Source organism: Streptomyces sp. 351MFTsu5.1 (assembly GCF_000383655.1).
GTDB lineage: Bacteria > Actinomycetota > Actinomycetes > Streptomycetales > Streptomycetaceae > Streptomyces > Streptomyces griseorubiginosus.
This window is the reverse complement of the sequence record NZ_KB911783.1, coordinates 387,574-412,008: the sequence shown is the minus strand read 5'-3', so window position 1 is coordinate 412,008 and position 24,435 is coordinate 387,574. Positions and strand designations below refer to the sequence as shown.

The 24,435-nt window shown below is 71.3% G+C and carries 25 protein-coding genes and 1 pseudogene; 7 read left to right on the top strand and 19 right to left on the bottom strand.

Annotated elements, in window-relative coordinates:
- The first annotated feature begins 6 nt into the window (after positions 1-6).
- The 3 genes from H295_RS0122755 to H295_RS0122745 are packed head-to-tail and all read left to right on the top strand — an operon-like array spanning position 7 to position 2,850.
- A complete protein-coding gene (locus H295_RS0122755; protein ID WP_020137662.1) occupies positions 7-1,038 on the top strand; it encodes an ABC transporter permease in 1,032 nt (343 codons plus the stop codon).
- Entirely contained in the window at positions 1,035-1,817 is a 783-nt protein-coding gene (locus H295_RS0122750; protein ID WP_020137661.1) for an ATP-binding cassette domain-containing protein, read from the top strand. Before H295_RS0122755 ends, H295_RS0122750 begins: the two co-directional genes overlap by 4 nt.
- A 16-nt stretch (positions 1,818-1,833) precedes the next feature.
- Positions 1,834-2,850: an aldose 1-epimerase gene (locus H295_RS0122745; protein ID WP_020137660.1), complete on the top strand. Its 1,017-nt coding sequence runs from the start codon at positions 1,834-1,836 to the stop codon at positions 2,848-2,850.
- Positions 2,851-2,949: 99 nt separating this feature from the next.
- Here the strand turns inward: H295_RS0122745 and H295_RS0122740 are convergent, their stop codons facing one another.
- From H295_RS0122740 to H295_RS0122715, 6 genes are all read right to left on the bottom strand, one after another.
- The gene (locus H295_RS0122740; protein WP_020137659.1) at positions 2,950-3,987 is read right to left on the bottom strand and encodes a LacI family DNA-binding transcriptional regulator; all 1,038 of its coding nucleotides are present in this window, start codon (positions 3,985-3,987) and stop codon (positions 2,950-2,952) included.
- 78 nt (positions 3,988-4,065) lie between these two features.
- On the bottom strand, positions 4,066-5,091 hold the full coding sequence (locus H295_RS0122735) for a 1-aminocyclopropane-1-carboxylate deaminase (RefSeq protein ID WP_020137658.1): 1,026 nt from the start codon (positions 5,089-5,091) through the stop codon (positions 4,066-4,068).
- Positions 5,092-5,104: 13 nt separating this feature from the next.
- Positions 5,105-5,752, bottom strand: coding sequence for a GntR family transcriptional regulator (locus tag H295_RS0122730; protein ID WP_020137657.1), 648 nt, complete (start codon positions 5,750-5,752; stop codon positions 5,105-5,107).
- Between the two features lie 104 nt (positions 5,753-5,856).
- Positions 5,857-7,437 carry a TROVE domain-containing protein gene (locus H295_RS0122725; protein WP_020137656.1) on the bottom strand — a complete coding sequence of 527 codons (1,581 nt, stop codon included), beginning with the start codon at positions 7,435-7,437 and terminating at the stop codon, positions 5,857-5,859.
- Between the two features lie 349 nt (positions 7,438-7,786).
- Positions 7,787-9,232: an alkaline phosphatase PhoX gene (locus H295_RS0122720; RefSeq protein ID WP_020137655.1), complete on the bottom strand. Its 1,446-nt coding sequence runs from the start codon at positions 9,230-9,232 to the stop codon at positions 7,787-7,789.
- 210 nt (positions 9,233-9,442) lie between these two features.
- Complete coding sequence (locus H295_RS0122715; RefSeq protein ID WP_020137654.1) at positions 9,443-10,867, bottom strand: hypothetical protein; 1,425 nt, start codon at positions 10,865-10,867, stop codon at positions 9,443-9,445.
- Positions 10,868-11,159: 292 nt separating this feature from the next.
- Between H295_RS0122715 and H295_RS0122710 the strand changes: the two genes are divergently transcribed.
- Positions 11,160-12,983: an endonuclease/exonuclease/phosphatase family protein gene (locus tag H295_RS0122710; protein ID WP_020137653.1), complete on the top strand. Its 1,824-nt coding sequence runs from the start codon at positions 11,160-11,162 to the stop codon at positions 12,981-12,983.
- A 63-nt stretch (positions 12,984-13,046) separates the two neighbouring features.
- Here H295_RS0122710 and H295_RS0122705 read toward each other — a convergent pair whose 3' ends face one another.
- Positions 13,047-13,775, bottom strand: a complete 729-nt coding sequence (locus H295_RS0122705; protein WP_020137652.1) for an SRPBCC family protein — start codon at positions 13,773-13,775, stop codon at positions 13,047-13,049.
- A 3-nt stretch (positions 13,776-13,778) separates the two neighbouring features.
- On the bottom strand, positions 13,779-14,396 hold the full coding sequence (locus H295_RS0122700) for an ArsR/SmtB family transcription factor (protein ID WP_020137651.1): 618 nt from the start codon (positions 14,394-14,396) through the stop codon (positions 13,779-13,781).
- Positions 14,397-14,524: 128 nt separating this feature from the next.
- On the opposite strand from H295_RS0122700, the gene H295_RS0122695 reads away from it, so the two are divergent.
- Positions 14,525-15,505 (top strand): YihY/virulence factor BrkB family protein, encoded by a 981-nt coding sequence (locus tag H295_RS0122695; RefSeq protein WP_020137650.1) that lies wholly within the window; start codon positions 14,525-14,527, stop codon positions 15,503-15,505.
- A 103-nt stretch (positions 15,506-15,608) separates the two neighbouring features.
- Here H295_RS0122695 and H295_RS0122690 read toward each other — a convergent pair whose 3' ends face one another.
- The 4 genes from H295_RS0122690 to H295_RS48405 are packed head-to-tail and all read right to left on the bottom strand — an operon-like array spanning position 15,609 to position 17,494.
- On the bottom strand, positions 15,609-16,178 hold the full coding sequence (locus H295_RS0122690; RefSeq protein WP_020137649.1) for a DUF3618 domain-containing protein: 570 nt from the start codon (positions 16,176-16,178) through the stop codon (positions 15,609-15,611).
- Entirely contained in the window at positions 16,175-16,594 is a 420-nt protein-coding gene (locus tag H295_RS0122685) for a phage holin family protein (RefSeq protein WP_020137648.1), read from the bottom strand. Before H295_RS0122685 ends, H295_RS0122690 begins: the two co-directional genes overlap by 4 nt.
- 52 nt (positions 16,595-16,646) lie before the next feature.
- Positions 16,647-17,369 carry a hypothetical protein gene (locus H295_RS0122680; RefSeq protein WP_020137647.1) on the bottom strand — a complete coding sequence of 241 codons (723 nt, stop codon included), beginning with the start codon at positions 17,367-17,369 and terminating at the stop codon, positions 16,647-16,649.
- Entirely contained in the window at positions 17,366-17,494 is a 129-nt protein-coding gene (locus H295_RS48405) for a hypothetical protein (protein ID WP_020137646.1), read from the bottom strand. Before H295_RS48405 ends, H295_RS0122680 begins: the two co-directional genes overlap by 4 nt.
- 154 nt (positions 17,495-17,648) lie before the next feature.
- On the opposite strand from H295_RS48405, the gene dapA reads away from it, so the two are divergent.
- A complete protein-coding gene (dapA, locus tag H295_RS0122670) occupies positions 17,649-18,542 on the top strand; it encodes a 4-hydroxy-tetrahydrodipicolinate synthase (protein ID WP_028809646.1) in 894 nt (297 codons plus the stop codon).
- A gap of 8 nt (positions 18,543-18,550) precedes the next feature.
- Here the strand turns inward: dapA and H295_RS0122665 are convergent, their stop codons facing one another.
- The 5 genes and pseudogenes from H295_RS0122665 to H295_RS0122645 all read right to left on the bottom strand — a co-directional run bounded on the left by H295_RS0122665 (position 18,551) and on the right by H295_RS0122645 (position 22,539).
- Positions 18,551-19,783, bottom strand: coding sequence for a hypothetical protein (locus H295_RS0122665; protein ID WP_020137644.1), 1,233 nt, complete (start codon positions 19,781-19,783; stop codon positions 18,551-18,553).
- A pseudogene (locus H295_RS43470) lies at positions 19,780-20,365 on the bottom strand (SigE family RNA polymerase sigma factor). The gene H295_RS0122665 and the pseudogene H295_RS43470 overlap by 4 nt, the downstream one beginning before the upstream one ends.
- Before the next feature lie 141 nt (positions 20,366-20,506).
- Complete coding sequence (gene dapD, locus H295_RS0122655) at positions 20,507-21,496, bottom strand: 2,3,4,5-tetrahydropyridine-2,6-dicarboxylate N-succinyltransferase (protein WP_020137643.1); 990 nt, start codon at positions 21,494-21,496, stop codon at positions 20,507-20,509.
- Between the two features lie 186 nt (positions 21,497-21,682).
- Entirely contained in the window at positions 21,683-22,219 is a 537-nt protein-coding gene (locus tag H295_RS0122650) for a TetR/AcrR family transcriptional regulator (protein WP_020137642.1), read from the bottom strand.
- On the bottom strand, positions 22,219-22,539 hold the full coding sequence (locus H295_RS0122645) for a DMT family transporter (protein WP_020137641.1): 321 nt from the start codon (positions 22,537-22,539) through the stop codon (positions 22,219-22,221). Before H295_RS0122645 ends, H295_RS0122650 begins: the two co-directional genes overlap by 1 nt.
- 203 nt (positions 22,540-22,742) lie before the next feature.
- On the opposite strand from H295_RS0122645, the gene H295_RS0122640 reads away from it, so the two are divergent.
- The gene (locus tag H295_RS0122640; RefSeq protein ID WP_020137640.1) at positions 22,743-23,561 is read left to right on the top strand and encodes an AbfB domain-containing protein; all 819 of its coding nucleotides are present in this window, start codon (positions 22,743-22,745) and stop codon (positions 23,559-23,561) included.
- Positions 23,562-23,629: 68 nt separating this feature from the next.
- Here the strand turns inward: H295_RS0122640 and H295_RS0122635 are convergent, their stop codons facing one another.
- The gene (locus H295_RS0122635; protein ID WP_028809645.1) at positions 23,630-23,962 is read right to left on the bottom strand and encodes a metal-sulfur cluster assembly factor; all 333 of its coding nucleotides are present in this window, start codon (positions 23,960-23,962) and stop codon (positions 23,630-23,632) included.
- The gene (sufU, locus tag H295_RS0122630; protein WP_020137638.1) at positions 23,959-24,429 is read right to left on the bottom strand and encodes a Fe-S cluster assembly sulfur transfer protein SufU; all 471 of its coding nucleotides are present in this window, start codon (positions 24,427-24,429) and stop codon (positions 23,959-23,961) included. The genes H295_RS0122635 and sufU overlap by 4 nt, the downstream gene beginning before the upstream one ends.
- Between the last annotated feature and the right edge of the window lie 6 nt (positions 24,430-24,435).

The window sequence follows — 24,435 nt, the reverse complement described above, 5'->3', positions numbered from 1 at the left end:
CCCCCTGTGACCACCCACGTGGAGAAAGCCACTCCGGCGCCGGCGGAGGAGTTCCTCAACAGGCCCGCCACCCCCAGCCAGCGCATCCACTCGGTGCTGCACCGTCAGCCGGCCCTCAGCCCGGCGATCGTCCTCGTGCTCGCCGCCATCGTGTTCTCCCTGGTGAACGAGCGCTTCTACGCGTTGCAGAACCTCTCGCTGATCGCCCAGCAGGTGGCCGTCATCGGCTCGCTCGCCGTCGGGCAGACGGTCATCATCCTCACCGCCGGCATCGACCTGTCGATCGGCGCGGTGATGGTGCTCTCCTCGCTGCTGATGTCGAAGCTCGTCGCGGACAACCACTGGCCCGGCGTCTTCGCGCTGCTGGCCGGGGCCGTCGTCGCGATCGCCGCCCAGGCCGTCAACGGCCTGCTGGTGACCAAGGTCAAACTCCCACCGTTCATCGTCACCCTCGGCACCCTCAGCGTCTTCACCGCGATCACCCTGATCTACGCCAAGGGCCAGACGGTCGCCCTGCAACCGGGCAACATCCTGATGTGGACGGCCAACACGGTCTCGCTGGGCCAGCTCAACCTGACCAACGGCGTCCTGCTCATGATCGCCCTGTACGTCGTGATCGGGTACGCCCTGCGGTACACCGCCTGGGGACGCCACCTGTACGCGGTCGGCGACGACAGCGAGGCCGCGCGACTGGCCGGCATCTCCGTCAACCGGGTGCTGCTGAGCGCCTACATGGTCGGCGGCTTCGCGATCGCCGTGGGCGCCTGGATCCTCGTCGGCCGGGTCGGCGGCGGCGACCCCAACAGCGGCCTCAACGCCAACCTCCAGTCGATCACCGCCGTCGTGATCGGCGGCACCAGCCTCTTCGGCGGACGCGGGGTGGTCTTCGGCTCGCTGATCGGCGCGCTGATCGTCCAGGTCTTCGTCAACGGCCTCGCGCTGGCCGGGATCGACCCCAACTACCAAGTCCTCGCAGTCGGCATCCTGGTGATCGCGGCTGTCTCCGTCGACCAGTGGATCCGGAGTGTGAAGTCGTGACGACCGCCACCGCCCCCGTTCTCGAGGCCAAGGGCCTGGTCAAGGTCTTCGGCCGGGTCGTCGGCCTGAACGACGTCGACCTCACCCTGCACGCCGGCGAGGTCCTCGCCGTCATCGGCGACAACGGCGCCGGCAAGTCCACCCTGATCAAGTGCCTGTCCGGAGCGCTCGTCCCGGACCAGGGAACCCTCCTGGTCGACGGGAAGGAGGTCAGCTTCAAGCGGCCCCAGGACGCCCGCGACGCCGGTATCGAGACCGTGTACCAGACCCTCGCCGTCTCGCCCGCCCTGGACATCGCGAGCAACCTCTTCCTCGCCCGCGAGATCCGCCGCAAGGGAATCCTCGGCTCGGTGTTCCGCATGCTCGACACCGGCGAGATGAAGAAGCAGGCCGCCGACCACATCAAGCGGCTCGGCATCGGCACCCTCCAGAACATCAACCAGGCCGTGGAGACGCTCTCCGGAGGACAGCGCCAGTCGGTCGCCGTCGCCCGCACCGCGGCCTTCGGCGGCCGGGTCGTCATCCTCGACGAACCCACCGCCGCGCTCGGCGTCCGCGAGACCGGCCAGGTCCTCCGGCTCGTCCGCGACCTGCGCGACCAGGGGCTCGGCGTCATCCTCATCAGCCACAACATGCCCAACGTGTTCGAGGTCGCCGACCGCATCCACATCCAGCGCCTCGGCGGCTGCGCCGGCGTCATCACCCCGGACGCGTACTCCATGGAGGACGCGGTGGCCATCATGACGGGCGCGAAGAAGCTCGCCCCCGAGGCGAGCTGAAGGGAACGCGACGGGAATGACCGCCGAGTACCGGATCACCGAGAGCCGCCTCGGCGGCGAACCCGCCCTCACCGTCTCCGCGCCGGACGGCTCCGCCCGCGCCGTCGTCGCCCTGCACGGAGCGACACTGCTGAGCTGGCAGGTCGCGCCCGAGGCCGGCGGCGAGCCCAAGGAGCTGACCGACGGCTACCGCGACGAGAAGGAACTCCTGGCCCAGGACGGCGTACGCGCCGGCCTGCTGGCCCCCTTCCCCAACCGCGTGGCCGACGGCCGCTACCGCTACGCCGGTCACGACCACGACCTGCTCCCCGGCACCCACGGCGAACGGCTGATCTACCACGGCTTCGCCCGCGAGGCCCCCTTCGTCCTCACCGAAGCCGACACGACACCCGACGCGGCCCGGCTGCTGCTGCGCACGAGCATCCGGCCGGACAGCCACCCCGGTTATCCCCACGCCCTGGACCTCACCGTCACCTACACCGTCACCGCCCGCGAGGTGGGCATCGAGATCGGTGCGACGAACGTGGGCGGGACGACCGCGCCCTACGCGGCGGGCTGGCACCCCTACTTCACCCTGTCCCGCCCCATCGACGACCTGACCCTGCGGGTGCCCGCCGACACCCTGATCCGTACCGACGCCGCCCTCATCCCACTGCCCGGCGAGGACGCCCGGCTCCCCCTGGACGAGCGCCCCGACATGGACTTCCGCTCACCACGGCGGCTGGGCGACGCGGTCATCGACGCCTGCTACGCGGACCTCACCCCCGGTCCCGACGGCCGCATCGAGACGGTGCTGACCGACCCGGAGACCGGCGAGGAACTGCGGATCTGGCAGCACAGCGGCTATATGCACGTCTTCACCGGCGACACACTGGCCCGCGACCGCCGCGCCTCCATCGCCCTCGAACCCGTCGAGACGACGACCGACGCCTTCAACCGCCCCGAGCACGCCGCCGCCCTCGCCCTCGAACCCGGCCGAACCCGCTCCTTCGCCTTCGGCGTCCGGTACGGCGGCCGGGAGCAGGCGGTGTGAGCCACGGCTTGTGGAAGCCGCACGAGCCGGCACCCAGCAGCACCGCGCGAACCGGCGCCCGCCCAGCGCCGGGTGAGCCGGAGTTCGTCGGGGGTGCGTTCAGGCCGAGGCCCGTATCACCAGCTCCGGCACCAGCCACGCGTCCGGGCCGGTCAGCGGCTCCTCGCCGGCCCGCAGCCGGGCCACCTGCTCGACGGCCAGCCGGCCCAGCCGGCGCTTGTCGAGGTGCAGGGTAGTGAGGGCGGGCTCCACCAGTTCGCTCAGCGCGAGCCCGTCGAAGCCCAGCACGGCGAGATCCTCCGGCACCCGGCGGCCCCGGCGCCGCGCGGCCCGCATCGCGCCGACCGCGATGAGGTCGTTGAAGCCGAACACCGCGGTGACCTGCGGCCGGGCGTCGAGAAGCCGGTCCATGGCCGCCTCGCCGCCCGCCACACTGTGCTGGTCGGACATCACGATCCAGCTGTCGTCGACCGGCAGTCCGTGCCGCCGGACCTCGGCGAGGAAGGCCGCGCGGCGGGCGCCGGGGACGGGCCGGTCGCCGTCGAGCATGCCGATCCGCCGGTGCCCGGCCCGGACCAGATGCGCGATGCCCTGCCGGAGCCCCGCGTCGGCGTCGACCCCGACGGCCGCGAACCGGGTCTGGCGGGGGCCGCGTTCCAGCAAAACGAGGGGCATCCCGCCGAGGTGGCGGGCGAGCACCTCGTCGTCGTTCTTCAGGTAGCCCACCACCGCGTCCACCTGGTGCGCCAGCACCGCGAGCGCCTCGCGCTCCCGGTCCACGTCGGTGCGGGTGTCCCACACCACGACCTGCCAGCCGTGCTCCTCGGCGGCCTCCAGGACCCCGGCCGCGACCTCGGGAAAGAACGGGTTCATCAGATCCGGGATGACCAGCCCCGCGGTGACCGTGCCCTTTTGGACCAAGCCGCGCGCGAACCGGCTCGGCCGGTAGTCCAGCGTCCGCACGGCCTCCAGCACCCGTGCCTTGGTGCCGGGATCTATCTCGCCCTTGTCGTTGACGGCCCGCGAGACGGTCTGCCGGGAGACCCCCGCCAGCTCCGCGACGTCGTGGATGGTGGCCCGGCGCCGGGACCCCTCGGCCGCCCGCCGGCTCGGCTCCCGCTGCTGCTCGGTCCACATACCGTGCACTGTATCCAGCCACCCGAAGGTCGCCCGGCACGGGTCCGCCGTCCCGTCGCTGCCTTCCCGTCGCCGCCGTCAGAACAGCGCGCTGTACCCGTTGAGCGCAGGCTGTCCGCCGAGGTGGGCGTACAGCACCGTGGACTCGGCACCGATCTCCCCGCGCTCGACGAGGTCGATCATTCCGGCCATGGACTTGCCCTCGTAGACCGGGTCGGTGACCATCCCCTCGGTGCGGGCGGCGAGGCGCATCGCGCTGAGGGTGGTCTCGTCGGGGATGCCGTAGACGCCGGCGTGGTAGCGCTCGTCGAGCTCTACGTCCGCCTCCGTCAACTCCTTCTCGACGCCGATGAGTTGCCCGGTGTTGTGGGCGATCCGCGCGATCTGCTCCCGGGTGGCGACGGGCTTCGCGGAGGCGTCGATGCCGAGGACCCGGCGGGGGCGGCCCCCGGCCTGCTCCAGCGCCCGGAACCCGGCGACCATGCCGGCCTGGGTGGAGCCGGTCACCGAGCAGACCACGACCGTGTCGAAGAAGACGCCCAACTCCCTTTCCTGCTCGGCGACCTCGTACGCCCACCCGGCGAACCCGAGACCCCCGAGCGGGTGGTCGGAGGCGCCGGCGGGAATGGCGTACGGCTTCCCGCCAGACTCCTCGACGTCCCGGAGCGCCTGCTCCCAGCTCTCCTTGAACCCGATTCCGAACCCGGCCTTCACCAGCCGTACGTCGGCTCCTGCGAGCCGGCTGATCAGGATGTTGCCGACCTTGTCGTACACCGCGTCCGGCCAGTCCACCCAACTCTCCTGCACGAGCACGCACTTGAGCCCGGCCCGGGCCGCGACGGCGGCCACCTGGCGGGTGTGGTTGGACTGGACGCCGCCGATCGAGACGAGGGTGTCGCAGCCCTGGGCGAGGGCGTCGGCGACCAGGTACTCCAGCTTGCGGGTCTTGTTGCCGCCGTACGCGATCCCGGAGTTGCAGTCCTCCCGCTTGGCCCACAGCGCGGCGCCGCCGAGGTGGGCGGTGAGGCGTTCCAGGGGGTGCACGGGGGACGGTCCGAAGAGCAGGGGGTAACGGTCGTACGAGGCAAGGGACTTGTCGGGCATGTCTCCTCCGGGGTCAGTCGCTGTCGGCGAGTTCGGCCAGCCCTCGCCAGATCTCTGCCGTGACCCGGACCGCCTCGTCCACGTCACCGGCCGCGCAGGCCTCGATCAGCCGGTCGTGCAGGCCTGCCGAGCGGCAGTTGCCGCCCTCGCCGAAGCGGCGGCGCTCCAGGCGGCGGATGAGGGGGGTGTAGCGGGCGGCGGTGGCGGCGGCCGCGCGGTTGCCGCTGACTCGGACGAGGACGTCGTGCAGGTCGTCGTCGGCGTGCAGGGCCTCGTCCACGTCACCGGCGGCGACGGCGGCCGCGAAGCGTGCGTTGGCCGCGCGCATGGTCTCGATGTCGGCGGCGAACAGGCGCGGTACGGCGACCCGGGTGACCAGTTCGTGCATGGCCCCGACCACCGCGGCGGCGTCACGCACCTCGGCGGCGTCGACCCGGGTCACCCGGGTGTAGCTCTGCGGCTTGCTCTCCAGCAGCCCCTCGTCCACCAGCCGCGCGAAGGCCTCCCGCACGGGCGCACGCGAAAGCCCGAGCCGCTCGGCGAACTCCGCGTCCCGCACCACGGCCCCGGGCTCGATCTCCCCGGCCACGATGGCGTCCCGGATGGACGCGTAGGCCTGGTCCCTCAGCAGGGTGCGGGCGAGCGGTCGGATGGCCTTCATGAACTGACATGTTAGATGTCAGTGCACGGCGCGACAAGGCGTGGGCGGGGGCCAGGGCACGGGTGTGGCCCGCACCCCCGTGAAGTGCGGGCCACGCTCGGGGCTCAGGCCGCCCAGGGCCAGTCGGCGTCCTGGGCTGCCTCGAGCAGCGGAACCATCCGGAAGGCCGCGTCCGAGAGGCCTCCGAAGGTGTGGCGGTTGCCGGTGCCGGAGGGGCCGTGGCCCGCCCGGTAGCCGGCGAGGTTCCAGGTGTAGACCGGCACGTCGGCCGGGATTTGCTCGGTCGGGCCGCCGTGACGGTGGTGGGTGTACTGCTCGTCGGTGACGATCAGCACCCGGTCCTGGCCCCGGTAGTGCGCGCGGACCGCCGAGGTGGTGTCGGTGCCGCCCAGGTCGCCGAAGCGGCCGAGGATCTTCAGCACCGACTCGCCCCTGCCGATCGCGAGCCGCCGGTTCGTGCTGCCGAACTCGACGAGGTCCGCGTCCTCGGCGCGCAGCGCGAGGGCCGTGCCGAAGATCGCTGCCGCGTCGGCCCGGTTGAGCTGCGAGCGGTCGGACAGCCGCGCCCACATCGAGCCCGAGCGGTCCACCAGGACCAGGGTCCGGCCGGGCAGCGCGGGCACGTTCGCCAGCGAGTGGCCGAGCGCCTGCTCCAGCGGGTGGGACCAGCGCAGCGAAGGCGCGTGCCGGTACGCGGCGAGGTACCGGAAGGGGAACTGCCGCGACCGTACGACCTCCGCCGGGTCGCTGATCCTCGCCGCCACCTGCGCGGCGACCTCGTCCGAGACTCCCGCCTCGTCGAAGTTCCGGAGGTTCCTGACCAGTGCCATCGCGCCCATGGACGGGATAACGGCCTCCCAGGCCGCCTTGTCCATCGGGCCCTGGAGCCAGCCCGCCAGCGCCTCCCAGGTCATGCCGGCCGCGGCCAGCCGCTCGGCACCGCCCTCGGAGGTGACCACGGCCCGCCGCGCCTCGACCGGCAGCGCCATCAGCTCGCGGTGCGCGGTCAGGACCCGGCTCGACCCGGGCGGTACGGCGGTGTCCGGGTGGTGCCGGCGGTCGAGGGCGTACCGGAACAGCTCGCCCTGCCACGGCTTGTCCGGGTCCGGGACCGCGTGCACGAGGTTGAGGACGTCACCGAAGCGGTAGCCCTTGGATGCGGTGTCGTACTTCAGCAGCGACGTGCCGCCGTACAGACGGCGTACGGCGTCGGCGATGCCCCGCTTGACGGGCTGGGGGAGGTTACGGCCGTGGCGCGAGGTCCAGTACCCGAGGAACTCGCCGGGCTCGTCGGGCCGCTGGAGCACGGAGGCCACGACCTGCCGGTTCGAGGGGCCCTCGGTCATGCCCGCGTCGAGACGCGCCTTGACGTACTCGGCGGCGCCCACGACGGAGGCGGTGCGCAGGTTGCCCTCGCCGCGCAGCCAGCCGAGCAGGCCTGCCGTCCAGGTGGGGTCGGTGACGGCCAGCTCGCGCACGAGGCACGCGAAACGGTCGTCACGGTCCGCGCCGGACTCGTAAAAGGTCTGCTGGGAGACGAAATTGGAGACCGCGAGCAGAAAGAGTTCGGAGCGTGCGTCGCGCTCGTGTCCGCGGCCGCCCTCGTAGGTCCGCAGAATGCGGCCGGTCGAGGTGACCCGCGAGACGGGGTGGGCCCGTGCGGTCTTCCTGTTGAATCGCGCCATGGTGAATTCCCCCGAATTCCTTGCTGTTTCGGAGGGAGACACGGCAGAAGGAGGGTGCCCGAGATCAGGAGTCGGCTGCGGACTTTATTCCGGTGCTCTGTCCGATTGAGCTACACCGACCTGAAGTCGATGACGGGACTCGAACCCGCAACCACCGGATCCCAGGAAGTAACCGCTGCCTGCGCACCGGGCACCCACCTTGAGCCGCGCCTCCCGAGATCAATTCGACGGCGGCGTCGGTTTCTTGGAGAGAGAAGTAGCCGCCGTCTTCGCACCGGGAGGTGCGTTGTCGTGATCTCACTGTAGGAGGCGCGACTCGGGTGGAGCGAGCGAATTAAGCCCAGCCGGTTCAGCCGCGCTTCTGACGCTTCCACGGCCCCGTGATCGCCAGCATGATTCCCGGAGTCTGGATGTTGGCGTACAGCGTCTTTCCGTCGGGTGAGAAGGTCACGCCCGTGAACTCGCTGTACTCGGGCTCCTCTTCAGTGCCGATGTTCAGTTCGTTGCGGGCGATCGGGTAGGTGCGGCCGCTCTCCGTGGCGCCGAACAGGTGCTGGACGCCCTCGCCGTCCTCGGCGATGACGAGGCCGCCGTACGGGGAGACGGTGATGTTGTCGGGGCCGTCGAAGGCGCCGTCCTGGGACGGGTCCGGGTTCACGCCGAGGAGGACCTTCAGGGTCAGGGTGCGGCGCTTGGGGTCGTAGAACCAGACCTGGCCGTCGTGCTGGACGGGGCTCTCCTCACGGGCGTACGAGGAGACGACGTACGCACCGCCGTCGCCCCACCACATGCCCTCGAGCTTGCGGGCGCGAGTGACCTGACCGGTGGTGAACTGCTTGCGCACGGAGATGGTCTTCGCGTCACGGTCGGGGACGTCCACCCAGTCCACGCCGTACACCGTGCCGATCTTCGTGGCGCGGGAGAGGTCGTCGACGAACTGGCCGCCGGAGTCGAAGCACTTGAAGGCCTGCAGGACCCCCGCGTCGTCGGCAAGGGTGCGCAGCTTGCCGCGGCCGTGGTGGAAGCCCGCCGGCGGGGTCCAGCGGAAGAGCAGGCCGTTGGGGCCGGAAGCGTCCTCGGTCAGGTAGGCGTGGCCGCGCTTGGGGTCGATGACGACCGCCTCGTGGGCGTACCGGCCGAACGCCTTGACGGGCTTGGGGTCGCGGTTGGCGCGGCGGTCCTCGGGATCGACCTCGAAGATGTAGCCGTGGTCCTTGGTCATGCCGTTCTGGCCGGCCTTGTCCTCGGTCTCCTCGCCGGTGAGCCAGGTGCCCCAAGGAGTGCTGCCGCCCGCGCAGTTGGTGGAGGTACCGGCGATGCCGACCCACTCGGCGACCTGTCCGTGGCGGACCTCGACGACCGTGCAGCCACCGGAGGCGGCGGGGTCGTAGACGAGGCCCTCTGTGAGCGGCACGGGGTGCGGCCAGTTGGCACGCGGGCCCTTGAGCTCGTGGTTGTTGACCAGGAGGGTCGCCCCGCGGGGACCGCAGAAGGTGGCCGTGCCGTCGTGGTTGGAGGGGGTGAACTCACCCGACTCCAGCTTGGTCCTGCCGCTGTAGGTGATGACCTTGTACGTGAAACCGGCGGGCAGCGCGAGCAGGCCCTGCGGGTCGGCGATCAGCGGACCGTAGCCGACACCGTGGTGGTGGCCCGCGGTCTGCGCGCCCTCGCTCTCGACGTCGGTCGCGGCGAGCGCGTTGGGTGCGGTGGCGAGGGCGCCTACCGTGCCCGCCAGCGCCACACCGGCACCGGTGATCGCGGTTTTCGCGGCAAAGTCCCTGCGGGTGAGCGACATGGTGTCTCCTGAGACGGTGGGTGAACGCCGTGGAGGCTGGGGGACCTCGGTTCGGCGCAACGGTCCCGTCCATGTCTGAACACCGGTTGAACGGCGGGGAGATTCAGTGGACCCGGTTCCATGAATCAACAAAGGGCAGGGAAAGCGCCCCTTTGGGGGCGCGGGGAACTGCGCGAGCAACCCCCACCCGCCCGCACCTGGGCCACCGCCCTAACCACCCTGCTGCGACCGCGCCTTGAACGCGGCCTTGCGGGCCTCCTTCGCCACCTTCTTGTCGGGATGCAACCGCCCCATCGCCTCCAGCACGTCCGCCGTGGCCGGGTGGTCCACCCGCCACGCCGCCGCGAAGAACCCGCCGTGCTGCTGGGCCAGCCCTTCCACCAGCCCTTGCAGTTCCTCGGAGTTGCCCTCCGCGGCCAGCTGCGCGGCGATGGTGTCGACGGTCAGCCAGAACACCATGTCCTGGGAGGGCGCGGGCACGTCCTCGAAGCCGCGCTCGACCAGCCAGACCCGGGCGAGGCCGCCCAGCTCGGGGTCGTCGAGAACCTCCCTCAGCGCGGGCTCCGCGACGGTACCGACGAGGGACAGGGCCTGCTGGCACCGCAGCCGGCGCAGCGGCGCGCCCTGGTCGCCGCCCCGGGCCGCGCCCAGCAACTCCCGTGCTGCCGCGAGGGGTTCACGGCGGGCCAGCCACTGCTCGGTCTCGGCCTGGGCGGCGGACGGCGGAAAGACGGCGGTCCCGTCGAGGAGTGCGTCCGCGCCCTTGTCGGCGAGGTCACCGACGGCCGGTGCCGCGATCCCCGCCTCCAGCAGCCGTGAGCGCAGGCCGTACAGGCCGAGGGGGGTCAGCCGGACCATGCCGTAACGGGAGACGTCGGTCTCGTCGACGACCGCGGCGGGCTCCTCGTCGGCGTCCGCCATCAGCGCCTCGTCCACGGGCCGGTACGCCACCAGGCCGATCGGCTCCAGGATCCGGAACTGGTCGTCGAGCCGCATCATCGCGTCGGAGACCTGCTCCAGGACGTCGTTGGTGGGCTCGCCCATGTCGCTGGGCACGATCATCGAGGCGGCGAGGGCGGGCAGGGGTACGGTGCCGTCGCCCGGTCCGTCCTCGCTGACGGTGAGCAGGTAGAGGTTGCCGAGCACGCCGTCCAGGAACTCCTGCTCGGCCTCCGGGTCCCAGTCCAGGGAGGTGAGGTCGACCTCGCCGCCCTCGTCCAGGGCGTCGACCAGGTCGTCGAGGTCCGGCACGCTCGCGTCGGCCAGCACGGTCTCCAGCGCGGTCAGCCACACCCCGAGCACGTCCTGCGGGGAGCCGGTGAGCAGGGCCAGGTCGGCGCCCGCGGTGACCGTGCCCTCCTCCTCGTCGAGGATCTCCACCAGCCCGGTGTCGAGGGCGACCCGCCAGGCCTCGCTCGCGTATGCCGCCGCGTCGTCCCCGCTCAGTCCGAGTTCCGAGGCCGCCGCGGGCAGCTGTTCCTCGACGAGTCCGCCCCCGGCGTCGACCCTGGTGTCCTGGCCGGCCCAGCGGGCGAGCCGGGCGGCCCGGGTGAGCAGGGGCGTGGACAGGGCGTCCCGCGCCAGCTCCGCTTCGGGATGCAGCCGCACCGGCGGCAGGGGGGAGCTGTCTGACATCGGCTGTTTCTCCTAGGACGCGTCGTGCCACTCAGCCGCTCAGCGTAGACGGATATCCACCCATGCCGCCCGGTTCATGTTCCGGACAGGTTGCGTACATGGCTGAAACCTTGACAACGGGCCTGAGCAGGCAGGAGATTGACGCGCGTAGAAAACCGGCGGACACCTGTTCACTGGAATTCTGCGCGCGGTATTTTCTACGCGCGTCGCAACCGCCCCCACAGGTCGCGGCTCCCACCGCTTCATGTCCACCCTCGTCCCGGCGCCTACGTTCGTCCCCGGAGGGATCCCGTTGCCGAGCAAGAAGTCCGCGCGTCTCGCCGCGCTCACCGTCGCCGCCGCTTCCGCGGCCTCCGCCCTCGCCCTCGTCTCGCCCGCGCACGCGGCCGGCGTGAGCATCCATGACATCCAGGGCGCGACCCGGATATCCCCGTACGCCGGTCAGAAGGTCACCGATGTGGCCGGAATCGTGACCGGGGTACGCACCTACGGCTCGTCCAAGGGGTTCTGGTTCCAGGATCCGAACCCGGACGCCGACCCGGCGACCAGTGAGGGCGTGTTCGTCTTCACCAGCTCGACGCCGAAGGTCGCCGTCGGTGACGCCGTCACCGTCACCGGCACCGTCTCGGAGTACGTCCCGGGCGGCACGTCCTCCGGCAACCAGTCGGTCACCGAGATCACCAAGCCGACGGTCACCGTCGTCTCCAGCGGCAACGCGGTCCCGGCCGCCGTCGTGGTCGACGCGAAGTCGGTGCCCGCCGCTTACGCCCCGGAGGGCGATGCGGCCGCCGCGAACTCGATCAACGGTCTGACGCTTCAGCCCAAGAAGTACGCCCTGGACTACTACGAGTCCCTCGAGGGCATGAACGTCCAGGTCAAGGACGTCCGCGTGGTCGGCGCGACCGACCCGTACACCGAGCTGTGGGTGACGGTGAAGCCGCGCGAGAACGCCACGAAGCGCGGCGGCACGCTGTACGGCTCCTACACCTCCCAGAACACCGGCCGGCTCCAGATCCAGTCGCTGGGCGCGACGGCCGCCTTCCCGGTCGCGAACGTCGGTGACGTCCTCACCGGCAGCACCGCGGGCCCGCTGGACTTCAACCAGTTCGGCGGCTACACGCTGGTCGCCAACGAGATCGGCACGCTGAAGAGCGCCGGTCTCCAGCGCGAGTCGACCCAGAAGCAGAAGAAGGACGAGCTCGCGGTCGCGACGTACAACGTCGAGAACCTCGACCCGTCCGACGCCACCTTCGAGGAGCACGCCTCCGCGATCGTGAACAACCTGAAGTCGCCCGACATCGTGTCCCTGGAGGAGATCCAGGACAACAACGGAGCGACGGACGACGGCACGGTCGCGGCCGACGTCACCGTGAACAAGCTGATCGACGCGATCGTGGCGGCGGGCGGCCCGAAGTACGACTGGCGTTCGATCAGCCCGGTCAACGACCAGGACGGCGGGGAGCCGGGCGGCAACATCCGCCAGGTGTTCCTGTTCAACCCGGAGCGGGTCTCCTTCACGGACCGCGCGGGCGGCGACTCCACGACCGCCGTCGGCGTCACCAAGGTGCACGGCAAGGCGCAGCTGACGGCCTCCCCCGGCCGGATCGACCCCACGAACGACGCCTGGAAGTCCAGCCGCAAGCCGCTGGCCGGCGAGTTCGTCTTCCGGGGCCGCACGGTCTTCGTGATCGCCAACCACCTGAACTCCAAGGGCGGCGACTTCGGTCTGCCCTCGGCGACCCAGCCGGTGCCGCGCAGCTCGGAGGTCCAGCGCCACGCCCAGGCGACCCTGGTCAACGCCTTCGTCAAGAGCATCCTCGACGTGCAGAAGAACGCGGACGTCGTCGCCCTCGGCGACATGAACGACTTCGAGTTCTCCGACACCGCGAAGATCCTGGAGGGTGACGGCGAGCTCTGGTCGGCGATCAAGTCGCTGCCGAAGAGCGAGCGTTACACCTACGACTACCAGGGCAACCAGCAGGTCCTGGACCAGATCCTGGTCAGCCCGTCGATCCGGAAGTCCTGCGACTTCGCGTACGACAGCGTGCACATCAACTCGGAGTTCAACGACCAGATCAGCGACCACGACCCGCAGGTGCTGCGCTTCAGGCCGTAGCTCCCCGGTGAACTTCCGTCGCCTCAGGGCTGGTTGAACACCCCGTCCGGCTGGGCACACCTCTCAGCCGAACACCCCGTTCAGCCAGCCCTGCCACTCGCCCTCGCACTCCTTGATGTCGGAGTCGGGGGCGAAGTCGTGCAGGGAGATGCCGACCGGGTGGCCCCAGTGGTTGCGCCCGAAGATCCGGGTGAGACCGCGGTCGGTGCGCAGCCCGATGAAGTACGCGTTGCGGAAGTCGACCACGGCCTCGAAGGTGTCGGGCCCGTGGACCGTCAGCCGGGTGCCCGGGGCCACGTCCTCGCCGACCCCGAGCGCACGTCCCACGGCGGCGAGGGCGTCCGGCGCCTTGGACGCCTCGGGTCCGTCGAAGGTGGCGAAGGCGGCCGGGCGGGGCGCGAAGTGGGTCAGGTACTCGCGCAGCGTGTGCAGGTAGAAGTCGGTGTGCTTGGCGGCGCCGTCGTACTGGTTGTCCCAGTCGTCGACGAAGATCCCGCTGTGGACGTAGCGCACCCAGGCCCGGCGGCCCTCGTCCCGGGGTTCGATCGTGTAGTCGAGCTGGTTGAGGGTCTGCTGCGAGATGCCGTCCACGTCCTCGACGCGGTTGGTGTAGCGGTGCGGCGGGTCCCAGGCGATGACCTTGGACCCGAAGGGGCCGGTGCCGCCGACACGGGGCTCGGGCGGCTCCATGGGCCACAGATAGCCGTCGGTGCCGGTGGTGACCGCCGCCCAGACCTGCTCGGGGGTGGCGTCGACCTCGAACTCTCGGGCGATCTCGAACTCTTTGGACATGATCTACTCCAACTCGGTCTGCGGAGAAGGGGACTGGGGCTCTTTGAGCGTGGGATGGACGGCCACGACGATCCGGTGATCCCGGCCGCCCTCGGTGTCCGGGGCGTCGTACTTGCGGATCAGGGCGGTGACCCCGGCGGTCAACTCCTGGATGAACGCGGCCCGTTCGGCGGCGGAGGCGAAGCGCACCTCGCCGTCGAGCGCGTAGGTGGCCAGTCGCTGGCGGGCCTTGGCGGCACCCGCGATCAGCCGGCCGACGTCCCGTACCAGCCGGGCACCGAGCGCCAGCAGCCAGCGGGCGGAGAGTTGGTCGCGGAAGCGGTCCGGGTCGGGCTGCACGGCGGCCAGGGCCAGCGGTGAGATCACGTACGAGGCGGCGGTCGCGCGCATCAGCCGTTCGGTGACGTTTCCCTTGCGGCGCTCCCCCGCGAGCTCGACCAGGCCGTGCCGCTCCAGCGCCTTGAGGTGGTAGTTCACCTTCTGCCGGGGCAGGCCGACCTGTCCGGCGAGCATGGCGGCGGAGGCGGGCCCGGCCGCCAGCTCGGCGAGCAGCCGCGCCCGTATGGGGTCCAGGGAGACGGCTGCGGCCTCGGGGTCCTCGATCACGGTGACGTCCAGCATGGGTCCACCCTCCCACCGAAAACTTTTTTTGTCCAGGAGAGAGATATGTTCGGTGAGAGGTCCCCGACGAGCGGACCGACGCCGCTCGCGTGGGGTTCGACCGGCGGTTTCGGGAGACCCGCCGGTTCATGACCGAGCAGGCCGAGAACACCGCGCCGGAGAGCCCCCTGGAACTGCCCCGGCGGTCCTGGGCCGCCGTCACCAGGCGCACCTTCAAGGAACTGCTGGACGACGAACTGGCCGACCGCGCGGCCGCGTTGACCTACTACGGCGTGCTGTCCCTGTTCCCCGCCCTGCTGGTACTGGTGTCCCTGCTGGGGGTGGTGGGCCGGCGTGCGACGGACAAGCTCCTCGACACCATCGGAGGCCTCGCCCCTGGCCCGGCCCGCGACATCCTGCGGGACGCGGTGATCCGGCTCGGCGACAGCGGGGGCACCGGAGGCGTCCTGGCGATCCTCGGACTGCTCGCCGCGCTGTGGTCCGCCTCCGGCTATGTCGCCGCGTTCATCCGGGCGTCCAACGCGGTGTACGACCTCCCGGAGGGCCGCCCGGTGTGGAAGCTGACGCCACTGCGGCTGGCGCTGACCGTGACGCTGATGCTGATGCTGGCGGCGAGCGCGCTGATCGTGGTCTTCACGGGACCGCTCGCCGAACGGGCGGGCCGGGTGGTGGGCTTCGGCGACGCGGCGATCACGGCCTGGGGCATCGCCAAGTGGCCGGTGCTGCTGCTCCTGGTCGTGGGGATGATCGCCCTGCTGTACTGGGCCGCCCCCAACGTCCGCGGCCGCGGCTTCCGTTGGATCTCCCCCGGCAGCGTCCTCGCCACCCTGGCATGGCTCGCCGCGTCCGCCGGTTTCGCGCTCTACGCCGCGTACTTCGGTTCCTACAACAAGACGTACGGCACCCTCGCGGGCGCCATCGTGTTCCTCGTGTGGCTCTGGCTGACCAACCTGGCCATCCTGCTGGGCCTGGAGTTCGACGCGGAACTGGCCCGGGAGCGGGCGATCGCCTCCGGCGAGCACGAGCCGGCGGAGGAGCCCTACGTGGAGCCGCGGGACACCCGGACCTGGCCGGAGAGACTGCGGGCCTCCTGGGCGCGGGAGAAGTGACGGCGCACCCGGCGCCCCTCAGCAGCGGAGCTCCCCGTCAGCGTGTCCGGCTGACGGGGAGCCACAGAGCGACCGACTCCGGAGCAGGGTCAGGTACCGCCGCTCACTTCTTCGGGTACCGCCACGACACCACGGCGACCGCGAGCACGGCCGCGCCGACGATCAGCACCGGACGGGGATGCCTGATCGCCGCGAGGACGACGGGCCGGACCGGTGCGGGCACGCTGTGCTGCGCCCTGCGCTCCAGCTCACGGCCGGTCCGCGTGGCCCCGTCCTGCGTGACCTCACCGGCGCGCAGCGTCCGGTCCTTGGCCTTGTGACCGGCCTCCACGGCACGGTCCTGCGCCTTGTGCCCCGCCTGCACGGCACGGTCCTGCGCCTTGTGCCCCGCCTGCACGGCACGGTCCTGCGCCTTGTGCCCCGCCTGGGTGGCCTTGTCGTGCACGGTGTGCCCGGCCTGCGCGGCGCTGCTGCGCAGCTGCACGGTCAGCGCACCCGCCTTGTCCCTGAGATCCGCGGCCCGGGCCCGGGCGCGGCCTTTCACGTCCATCTTTCCTGCCAACTCCTCCACCGTGTCGCCCAGTTCACTGCGGGTCTGCTCGATCTGGCGCCGCAGCTCGTCGGGCCCCTTGGCCCCTGTCGAGGCCTGGTCGCCGGTCGTCCTGTCCGTCATCGGTGCGCCCTTTCCCTGATCTCCTCGACATCGGCCTTGACACTGTCGAGCGCCGCCTCGGGCGTGGGAGGTGCGGCGCGGCGCAGCTGGGCGCGGCCGGTCGCGGCAAGAACCGCCGCGATCACGAAGAGCACGCCCGTCACGATCAGCGCCGCGGCCCAGACCGGCAGCACCAGCGACAGTGCGGCGGCGCCCGTCCCGGCCAGGGCGAGCAGTCCCGCGTAGGCGAAGGCGCCCGCGGCGCCGAGCAGCCCGCCGCCGCGCCCGGCCCGCCGGCCCTTCGCGGCCAGCTCCTCCTTCGCAAGGGCGACCTCCTGCCGTACCAGCCGGGAGAGCTGTTCGGTGGCCTGTCCGACGAGTTCGCCCACCGAATGGTGGTCGTCGTGCGTCGGCCTGGGGGCCGTGGTTCCGGTCACGGTGCTCCGCCTCCTCTCGGTCGAAACCCCCGGGTACCCGGCCCGGCCCCCGCTACCCCTGCGGTCCGCCGTCCGGGCCGCGCTCCCCCAGCTGGGCGAGCTGGCTCTGGAACCAGTCGAGCCGCGCCTGCAACAGGGCGGCCTCGGCGGCGAGTTCGGGCACCCCGAGCCCCTCGTCGGCGGCGCCCCCGGGCACCCCGCGCCCCTCCCCGGCGACGAGGCCGGCCGCGACCGGTGCCGCCGGGCCGGCGACGACCCGCAGCCCCTCCCCGGCCAGCCGCGCGAACCCGGCGAGCGAGACGGCCGTACGACCGCGCAGACAGGCCGCGCACGAGGGGGCGAGGGCGCGCCAGCCGGGCCGCCCCCAGCCGGCGTCGGCGAGGGCCGCCGCGACCGCGCCGCAGGCGCAGGGGCCGACAGTGGCGGAGCGCACCCGCTGGCGGGCGTAGCGGTAGCCGAGCTCGAAGCGCAGGTAGCGGCCGAGGACCAGGACGTCGAGGAGGACGGCCGTGCGGTGCTCGGCCGTGCACAGCAGCGCCTCGGCGGCCGCGCGGTCGTGCACGCAGTGGAAGCCGCAGTCGCAGCGGCGGTGGGGCGCCCGGTGCCGCAGTCCGTAGACACAGGACGCGTCGGCCAGGACGCCGTACGGCAGCGCGCCGCCGAGCGACACACCGGTGAACCCGGCCCGGGTGCCGTCCTGGGACAGCACCGGGTGGGCGATCTTGTATCCGGTCGGCGGCTCCGCGGGGCGTTCCTCCGGAAGCCGCAGCCTCATCGGGCCGCCGGTACCTCTTCGGGGGCCTTCAGTTCCTCGGTCTCCTCGGGAAGGTCGAGTTCCTCGTCCCGGATCTGCGGCCGCTCCTCGGCGACTCCCGTGGCCAGTGCTTTGCCGAGCTTCATGACGCCTCCCGCACGCAGGGTCCTCTCTCGCCATGGTGACTCATGAGGCGCGAATTGGACATAGGGCCTATGACGGCGGAGTGAAGCACTGCTTACACATATCTCGCAGGAGAATTAAGTGGAGCTTCACTGTCGGCGCGCCGAGACTGTCCCCATGACGACTACGCCACCTCCCTTCGGCCGCGCCCTGTGCGCCATGGTCACCCCCTTCACCGAGGAGGGCGCGCTCGATCTCGACGGCGCCCAGCGCCTGGCCGCGCACCTGGTCTCCCACGGCTGCGACGGACTCGTCCTGTCCGGCACCACGGGCGAGTCCCCGACGACCTCGGACGCGGAGAAGGCGGCGCTGGTGACAGCGGTCCGGGAGGCGGTGGGCGCGGGGGTGCCGGTGGTGACGGGCGTGGGCACCGCCGACACCCGGCACACCGTGGAGCTGGCCCTGGCGGCCGAGGAGGCGGGCGCGGACGGGGTGCTGGTGGTCAGCCCGTACTACAGCAGGCCGCCGCAGGACGCGCTGGAGGCGCACTTCCGGGAGATCGCGGACACCTCGGGACTGCCCCTGATGCTGTACGACATCCCGGGCCGCACCGGCGTCCGCATCGAACCGGAGACCATGATCCGGCTCGCCGAGCACCCCCGGATCGTCGCGGTCAAGGACTGCTCCTACGACCTCCTCGGCACCCAGAAGGTCCTGCACCGCACGGAGCTGGCGTACTACGCGGGCTGCGACGAGCAGATCCTCGCGTTGTACGCGGTGGGCGCGGCGGGGTACGTCAGCACGGTGGCCAACGTCGTCCCGGAGCGGCTGCGGGCGATCATCGACCTGTCGGAGGCGGGCGACACCCCCGTGTCCGCCCGCCTCCAGCAGAGGGCCACCGCGCTGATCGAGGCGATGATGGCGGCGGGCCTGCCCGGCACGGTCACTGCCAAGGCCCTCCTCAACGCGCTCGGTCTGCCCGCGGGCCCGGTCCGCGCCCCGCTGCGGCCCGCCGACCTGGAGACGGCCGACGGGCTGCTTGCGGAGTACGAACGGTTCGTGGCCGCCTGACGGTCCGGTCAGGGCTGGGCGAAGAGCGGCTCCCAGCGTCCGGCGTCGCCGTCGTTGCCCTCGCGGAAGCCGCTCAGCGGGACCTCCCTGTCGCTGCCGAGGGTGACCAGCACGAGCCGCTGGTGGAACTCGTTCTTGTCGTTCTTGCCGATGTCCCAGGCGATGAGCTGCTTGTTGCCCACCCAGGCGAGCAGCTGCTGGCCGCGCACCTCGGTGTGCGCACCGGTCTTGGCGTCGAGGACGAACGAGGAGGTGTGCCACTTCTGACCCGCGAAGGCACCGGCCACGAGCCTGCCGTCCGGCGACTTGCCCGCGTCGACGTACCACTCCAGGTACTTGTCGTCGGCGGGAGTGGGGACCTTGGCGCCCTTCAGGTCCCAGAACTCCTTGCCGATGGCCCCCATGGGGTTGCCGGCCCAGACGTGCCGGCCGTCGTCGGTGAGGGCGAAGTCCTGGCGGCTGTTGAGGAAGCCGGCGCCCCTGGGATCGTCGGAGCTGCTCGCGAGCTTGACCTCGGTCCAGTCGCCCTTCCCTGAGGCCACGTCGAAGAGGTAGAACCCGGTGCGGCCGGACGGCTGGGACTGGTCCCAGCCGTCGGAGCCGTTCACCTTGACCCGCAGGTCGGGGTTGACGGAGTAGGTCGTCGCGACCAGCTTGCGGCCGTCGCGGGAGAAGGCGAGCCCACCGACCCCGTGGTCGACCTCGATCCACCGCTCGACCTTGCCGGTGGTCAGGTCGAGGAGGCCGATCCGGGAGGCGGGCAGCTCCTGCTCGAGGACGGCGGCCGTCCTGCCACCGCGGGCGACCGCCACCCAGGACCAGTCCGCGGCCTTCGCGTACCTGCCGGAGCGCGGGTTCAGCAAGTGGTAGGTGCGCTGGTAGACGGCTGTCTCCGAAGTCTTCTTCACCGTCTCCGGAATGTAGTACCCGGCCAGGGTGGTGCCCCCGGCGGAGATCTCCTCGCGGGGCGGCGACTGGTCGGGGTGGGCCTTCGTCTTCTTCTCCACCACGATCCCACCGCCGCCACCCGAGGGGCGTACGTCGTCCTTGCCGGAGTCCAGCAGCGGAACCGTCACCCCTACGGCGATCACGGCCACCGCGGCCGCGGCGCCGAGCGCGATCCTGCGGCTGCGGCGGCGGCGCCGGACGGCGAGCACCCGGTCGGCGAACCCCGCCGCAGCGGGGGGCTGTTCGGCGGCCTGCTCGCGCAGCGCGTCGCGCACGATGTCGTCGACGTTCACGGACGCACCTCCACGGGCGAGTAGTCACGGGACGCGGACCGCTCGGCGTCGGCGGGCCCGAGGGCGGCCAGTTCGGGTGCGAGCGAGCGCAGCCGGGCCAGCGAACGGTGGGCGGTGGACCGTACGGTGCCGACCGAGCAGCCGAGCAGCCGAGCAGCCGAGCAGCCGGGCCACGTCGGCCTCGGGCAGGTCCTCGAAGTAGCGCAGCACCAGCACGGTCCGCTGACGTGCGGTGAGCCGGGACAGGGCCTGGCGCATCACGAGGCGCAGTTCGGTGGTGGCGGCGGTGTCGGCCGAGGTGTCGCCGGTGGCCGCCGGTTCGGGCGGCTCGGCGACGCTGACCTCCCGGCGGGGCCACTTCAGCCGCCAGCGGCTGACCTGCTGGCGGTACAGGACCTGCCGTACGTAGGCCTCGGGTTCGTCGATCTTCTGCCAGCGTCCGGCCGCCCGGACCAGGGCGTTCTGGAGCAGGTCCTCACCGGCGTGCCGGTCCCCGCCGCACAGCAGCACGGCGGTCTTCAGCAGGGCGGACGACCTGCTGTCCACGAAGTCCCGGAAACTCTCCAGCCCTTCGGCATCCATCGTCACCTTCTCTTCCCCCGGCGGCGCCGGTGCGCGGCCCTCCGCCTCTTGTGACGCGTGCGGGGCGCCCCCGCTATGCCGCACCCATGAAAAAAGTCGCCGTAGAGGCGGAACCTCTACGGCGACCTCGGGGGGAAGTGCTCAGTTGTGGCTGTGCAGGATGTCGTTCAGGCCACCCCAGACCGCGTTGTTCGGGCGGGCCTCCACCGTGCCGGTGACCGAGTTGCGGCGGAAGAGGATGTTCGAGGCGCCGTTCAGCTCGCGCGCCTTGACGATCTGGCCGTCGGGCATGGTGACCCGGGTGCCCGCGGTGACGTAGAGACCGGCCTCGACGACGCACTCGTCGCCGAGCGCGATGCCGACACCCGCCTCGGCGCCGATCAGGCAGCGCTCACCGATGGTGATGCGGACGTTGCCGCCGCCGGAGAGCGTGCCCATGGTGGAGGCGCCGCCGCCGATGTCCGAGCCGTCGCCGACCACGACACCGGCGGAGATACGGCCCTCGACCATCGACGTGCCGAGCGTGCCGGCGTTGAAGTTGACGAAGCCCTCGTGCATCACGGTGGTGCCGGCGGCGAGGTGGGCGCCGAGCCGGACGCGGTCGGCGTCGGCGATGCGGACGCCCTTGGGGGCCACGTAGTCCGTCATGCGCGGGAACTTGTCGACGCTCGTGACGGCGAGGTGCAGGCCCTCGGCGCGGGCGTTCAGGCGCACCTTCTCGACGTCGTCGACGGCGACCGGGCCGAGGGAGGTCCAGGCGACGTTGGGAAGCAGGCCGAAGATGCCGTCCAGGCTCTGGCCGTGCGGCTGGACCAGGCGGTGCGAGAGCAGGTGCAGACGCAGGTAGGCGTCGTGCGTGTCGAGCGGCTTCTCGTCCAGGGAGGCGATGACCGTACGGACCGCGACCACCTCGACGCCACGGCGGGCGTCCGGACCGATCGCCTTGGCGGCGCCTTCGCCGAGCAGTTCCACGGCCCGCTCGGCGGACAGCCGCTCGGTGCCGGAGGGGCCCGGTTCGGCGGTGAGCTCGGGGGCGGGGAACCAGGTGTCGAGAACGGTGCCGTCGGCGGTGACGGTGGCGAGGCCTGCGGCGATGGCGCCGGTGGTACGCGGAGCAGTCGTGTCGGTCATGAGGGAAACCTAACCGCCGGGGGGCGTGCGAGGCGAACCCGCGCGCGGGCCGTCTCAGAGGCCGAGCGGTACGTGGCCAAGGGGCATACCGATGATCCGGTACATGTGCGGGTCCTCCGTCCCCACCGTGGACGACGGTGGTCCGCTCACGCTCCCCCTGGTTCGTCGGTGTGTGTGACAACCCGATCAGGGGATCACGCGCGCCAGCATCTCCCGCGCGTACCCCTCGTCGTACGGCACCCCCGTCAGCAGCACCTGGAGGCAGATCCCGTCGGTCAGCGCGACCAGGGCGCGTGCCGTGACCGGGTCCGTGCGGTGGGCGAGGCGGGCGGCGAGGTCGTCGGCCCACTCGGCGGCGACGGGACGCAGGGCGGGCCGGCGCAGCGCGGCGAGGTAGAGCTCGTACTCCAGCTCGACGCCGGTGCGGTCACCGCCGAGCCACTCGCCGAGGACGCGGGCGAGGTCGGCGGCCAGGTCGCCGCCCGGGCCGTCCCACACCCCGTGCGCGGCGACCGCCTTGGCGAAGCCCTCGCTGGCCTGGCGCAGCGCGGCCACCATGAGCTCGTCGAGGCTCTTGAAGTGGTACGTCGTCGAGCCGAGCGGCACATCGGCCTCGGCGGCGGCACTGCGGTGGCTGAGCCCGGCGAGGCCCTTCTCCCCCACGACCCGGATGGCCGCGTCGATGATCCGCTGCCGGCGCTCGGGGTCGTAACGGCGCGCCATCAGTGCGCCCCGCCCAGGTTCAGCACCACGACCCCGACGATGATCAGTGCGATCCCGGCGGCTTTGGTGACCGTCATGCCCTCCCCGAGGAAGACCATCCCGATGGCGGCGATGGTCGCGGTGCCCGCTCCGGCCCAGATCGCGTAGGCGGTGCCGACCGACACCGTCTTCAGGGTCTGCGCGAGCAGCGCGAAGGAGAGGACGTAGCCGAGCACGGTCAGCAGCGAGGGCCCCAACCGGCTGAATCCTTCGGTGTACTTCATGGCCGTGGTCGCCGCGACCTCGGCTGCGATGGCTCCGACGAGGAGCAGGTATCCCATGCGTACAAGCGTACATAACGACGAAACCGGAAATCCTGAGGTCCGCTGATGCGTGAATGTGGAAATCGGCCGCTTCAAAAGGCTGCTCACGCCCCCTGGTAACCACTAGTGTTCCCTCCGGAACCACACGTGGTTCACCATTCACCTACCGCGCCACCACAGCAGCGGCCGTCGCACACAGCGCCGCGCCGGAGGAACCGCGCATGCCCGAAGACAAGTCCCGGCCGCCTCAGGACCGCCCCTGGGAGAACGGCTGGACGCTGGACACCTCCCGCACACCCGGCACCAGGCGGCTCTATCTCGCCGGTGCGCTGGCGGTGACCACGATCGTCGCCTGTGTGGCGGCGATAGCCGCGACCGACAACGAGGACGACGTCCGGTCGAAATCCGCGCGGGACGCCGGATCCGGCCTGATCTCCTTCTCCACGCAGCCCGCGACCACCCTCCCCCCGGAGGGCGACAGCGACCTGTCGTCGGTGTCCCCGAGTCACGAGGGCCCCCGGCAGCAGGGCACCGGCCCGACCATCGCGGTCACGGCCACCCCGAAGCCGCCCAAGTCCCCGCCGTCCAAGGGGAGTCCGGCGAAGCCGAAGCCCACGGCGGTCTACGGCTCGTTCCGCTCGGTCAACTACCCCGACCGCTACTGGCATGTGGACTCCGACCATGTCGGCCTGGACCAGGTCAGCGGCGAACGGGCCCGCCAGGACGCCACCTTCAAGCAGGTCAAGGGCCTGGCGAACGCCTCGTGCTACTCGTTCGTCACACGCGACGGTGCGTACTTGCGCCACCGGAGCTTCGTGCTGCGGGCCGAACGCAACGACGGCTCGTCCCTGTTCAAGCAGGACGCGACGTTCTGCTCCCGGGACTCGTCCGCCACCCCCGGCGCGAAGATGCTGGAGTCGGTCAACTACCCCGGCTACTTCCTGCGCCACCAGAACTTCGTGGTCCGCCTGCAACGCTTCGAGTACAGCTCCCAGTTCGTGGCGGACGCGTCGTTCCAGCCGGTGGGCGGGCTGGCCTGAGCCGCGCGTGAGCACACGAAAGCGGCGGCACCCGAGGGTGCCGCCGCTTTCGTCACAGCCTGAGAACCTCAGACGTTGAACCCGAGCGCCCTCAGCTGCTCGCGTCCGTCGTCCGTGATCTTGTCCGGGCCCCACGGCGGCATCCACACCCAGTTGATGCGGAGTTCGCTGACGAGGCCGTCCGTGGCGGACTTGGCCTGGTCCTCGATGACGTCCGTCAGCGGACAGGCCGCCGAGGTCAGGGTCATGTCGAGGGTCGCGATGTTCGCGTCGTCGATGTGGATGCCGTAGATCAGGCCGAGGTTGACCACGTCGATGCCCAGCTCGGGGTCGACGACGTCGTACAGCGCCTCGCGGACCTCCTCCTCGGAGGCCGGCTTCATCTCAACTGTCTCGCTCATGCCGTCTTCCTTTCGGCGTCGGCGCCGGCGTCCAGCGCCTGGGCCGTCGCGTCCTTCCACGCCATCCAGCTGAGGAGGGCGCACTTGACCCGGGCCGGGTACTTGGAGACACCGGAGAACGCGACCGCGTCCTCCAGCACCTCCTCCATCGCGTCGTCGGGCTCGATCTTCCCCTTGGACTGCATCAGCTCCAGGAAGGTCTCCTGGATCCGCTGCGCCTCGGCGAGGTCCTTGCCGACCAGCAGATCGTTCAGGACGGAGGCCGAGGCCTGGCTGATCGAGCAGCCCTGTCCCTCGTACGAGACGTCCGCGATCCTTGTGCCGTCGTACTTCACGCGGAGGGTGATCTCGTCGCCGCACGTCGGGTTCACGTGGTGCACCTCGGCGTCGCCGTCCCTCAGACCACGCCCGTGCGGGTGCTTGTAGTGGTCCAGGATGACTTCCTGGTACATCGAGTCCAGCTTCACGGTTTC

Bases quoted from the DNA above. Each gene is read 5' to 3' on its own strand.
- H295_RS0122745 (WP_020137660.1), top strand. From the start codon at position 1,834: ATGACCGCCGAGTACCGGATCACCGAGAGCCGCCTCGGCGGCGAACCC.
- H295_RS0122740 (WP_020137659.1), bottom strand. From the start codon at position 3,987: ATGTGGACCGAGCAGCAGCGGGAGCCGAGCCGGCGGGCGGCCGAGGGG.
- H295_RS0122735 (WP_020137658.1), bottom strand. From the start codon at position 5,091: ATGCCCGACAAGTCCCTTGCCTCGTACGACCGTTACCCCCTGCTCTTC.
- H295_RS0122730 (WP_020137657.1), bottom strand. From the start codon at position 5,752: ATGAAGGCCATCCGACCGCTCGCCCGCACCCTGCTGAGGGACCAGGCC.
- H295_RS0122725 (WP_020137656.1), bottom strand. From the start codon at position 7,437: ATGGCGCGATTCAACAGGAAGACCGCACGGGCCCACCCCGTCTCGCGG.
- H295_RS0122720 (WP_020137655.1), bottom strand. From the start codon at position 9,232: ATGTCGCTCACCCGCAGGGACTTTGCCGCGAAAACCGCGATCACCGGT.
- H295_RS0122715 (WP_020137654.1), bottom strand. From the start codon at position 10,867: ATGTCAGACAGCTCCCCCCTGCCGCCGGTGCGGCTGCATCCCGAAGCG.
- H295_RS0122705 (WP_020137652.1), bottom strand. From the start codon at position 13,775: ATGTCCAAAGAGTTCGAGATCGCCCGAGAGTTCGAGGTCGACGCCACC.
- H295_RS0122700 (WP_020137651.1), bottom strand. From the start codon at position 14,396: ATGCTGGACGTCACCGTGATCGAGGACCCCGAGGCCGCAGCCGTCTCC.
- H295_RS0122695 (WP_020137650.1), top strand. From the start codon at position 14,525: ATGACCGAGCAGGCCGAGAACACCGCGCCGGAGAGCCCCCTGGAACTG.
- H295_RS0122690 (WP_020137649.1), bottom strand. From the start codon at position 16,178: ATGACGGACAGGACGACCGGCGACCAGGCCTCGACAGGGGCCAAGGGG.
- H295_RS0122680 (WP_020137647.1), bottom strand. From the start codon at position 17,369: ATGAGGCTGCGGCTTCCGGAGGAACGCCCCGCGGAGCCGCCGACCGGA.
- H295_RS48405 (WP_020137646.1), bottom strand. From the start codon at position 17,494: ATGAAGCTCGGCAAAGCACTGGCCACGGGAGTCGCCGAGGAGCGGCCG.
- dapA (WP_028809646.1), top strand. From the start codon at position 17,649: ATGACGACTACGCCACCTCCCTTCGGCCGCGCCCTGTGCGCCATGGTC.
- dapD (WP_020137643.1), bottom strand. From the start codon at position 21,496: ATGACCGACACGACTGCTCCGCGTACCACCGGCGCCATCGCCGCAGGC.
- H295_RS0122650 (WP_020137642.1), bottom strand. From the start codon at position 22,219: ATGGCGCGCCGTTACGACCCCGAGCGCCGGCAGCGGATCATCGACGCG.
- H295_RS0122645 (WP_020137641.1), bottom strand. From the start codon at position 22,539: ATGGGATACCTGCTCCTCGTCGGAGCCATCGCAGCCGAGGTCGCGGCG.
- H295_RS0122640 (WP_020137640.1), top strand. From the start codon at position 22,743: ATGCCCGAAGACAAGTCCCGGCCGCCTCAGGACCGCCCCTGGGAGAAC.
- H295_RS0122635 (WP_028809645.1), bottom strand. From the start codon at position 23,962: ATGAGCGAGACAGTTGAGATGAAGCCGGCCTCCGAGGAGGAGGTCCGC.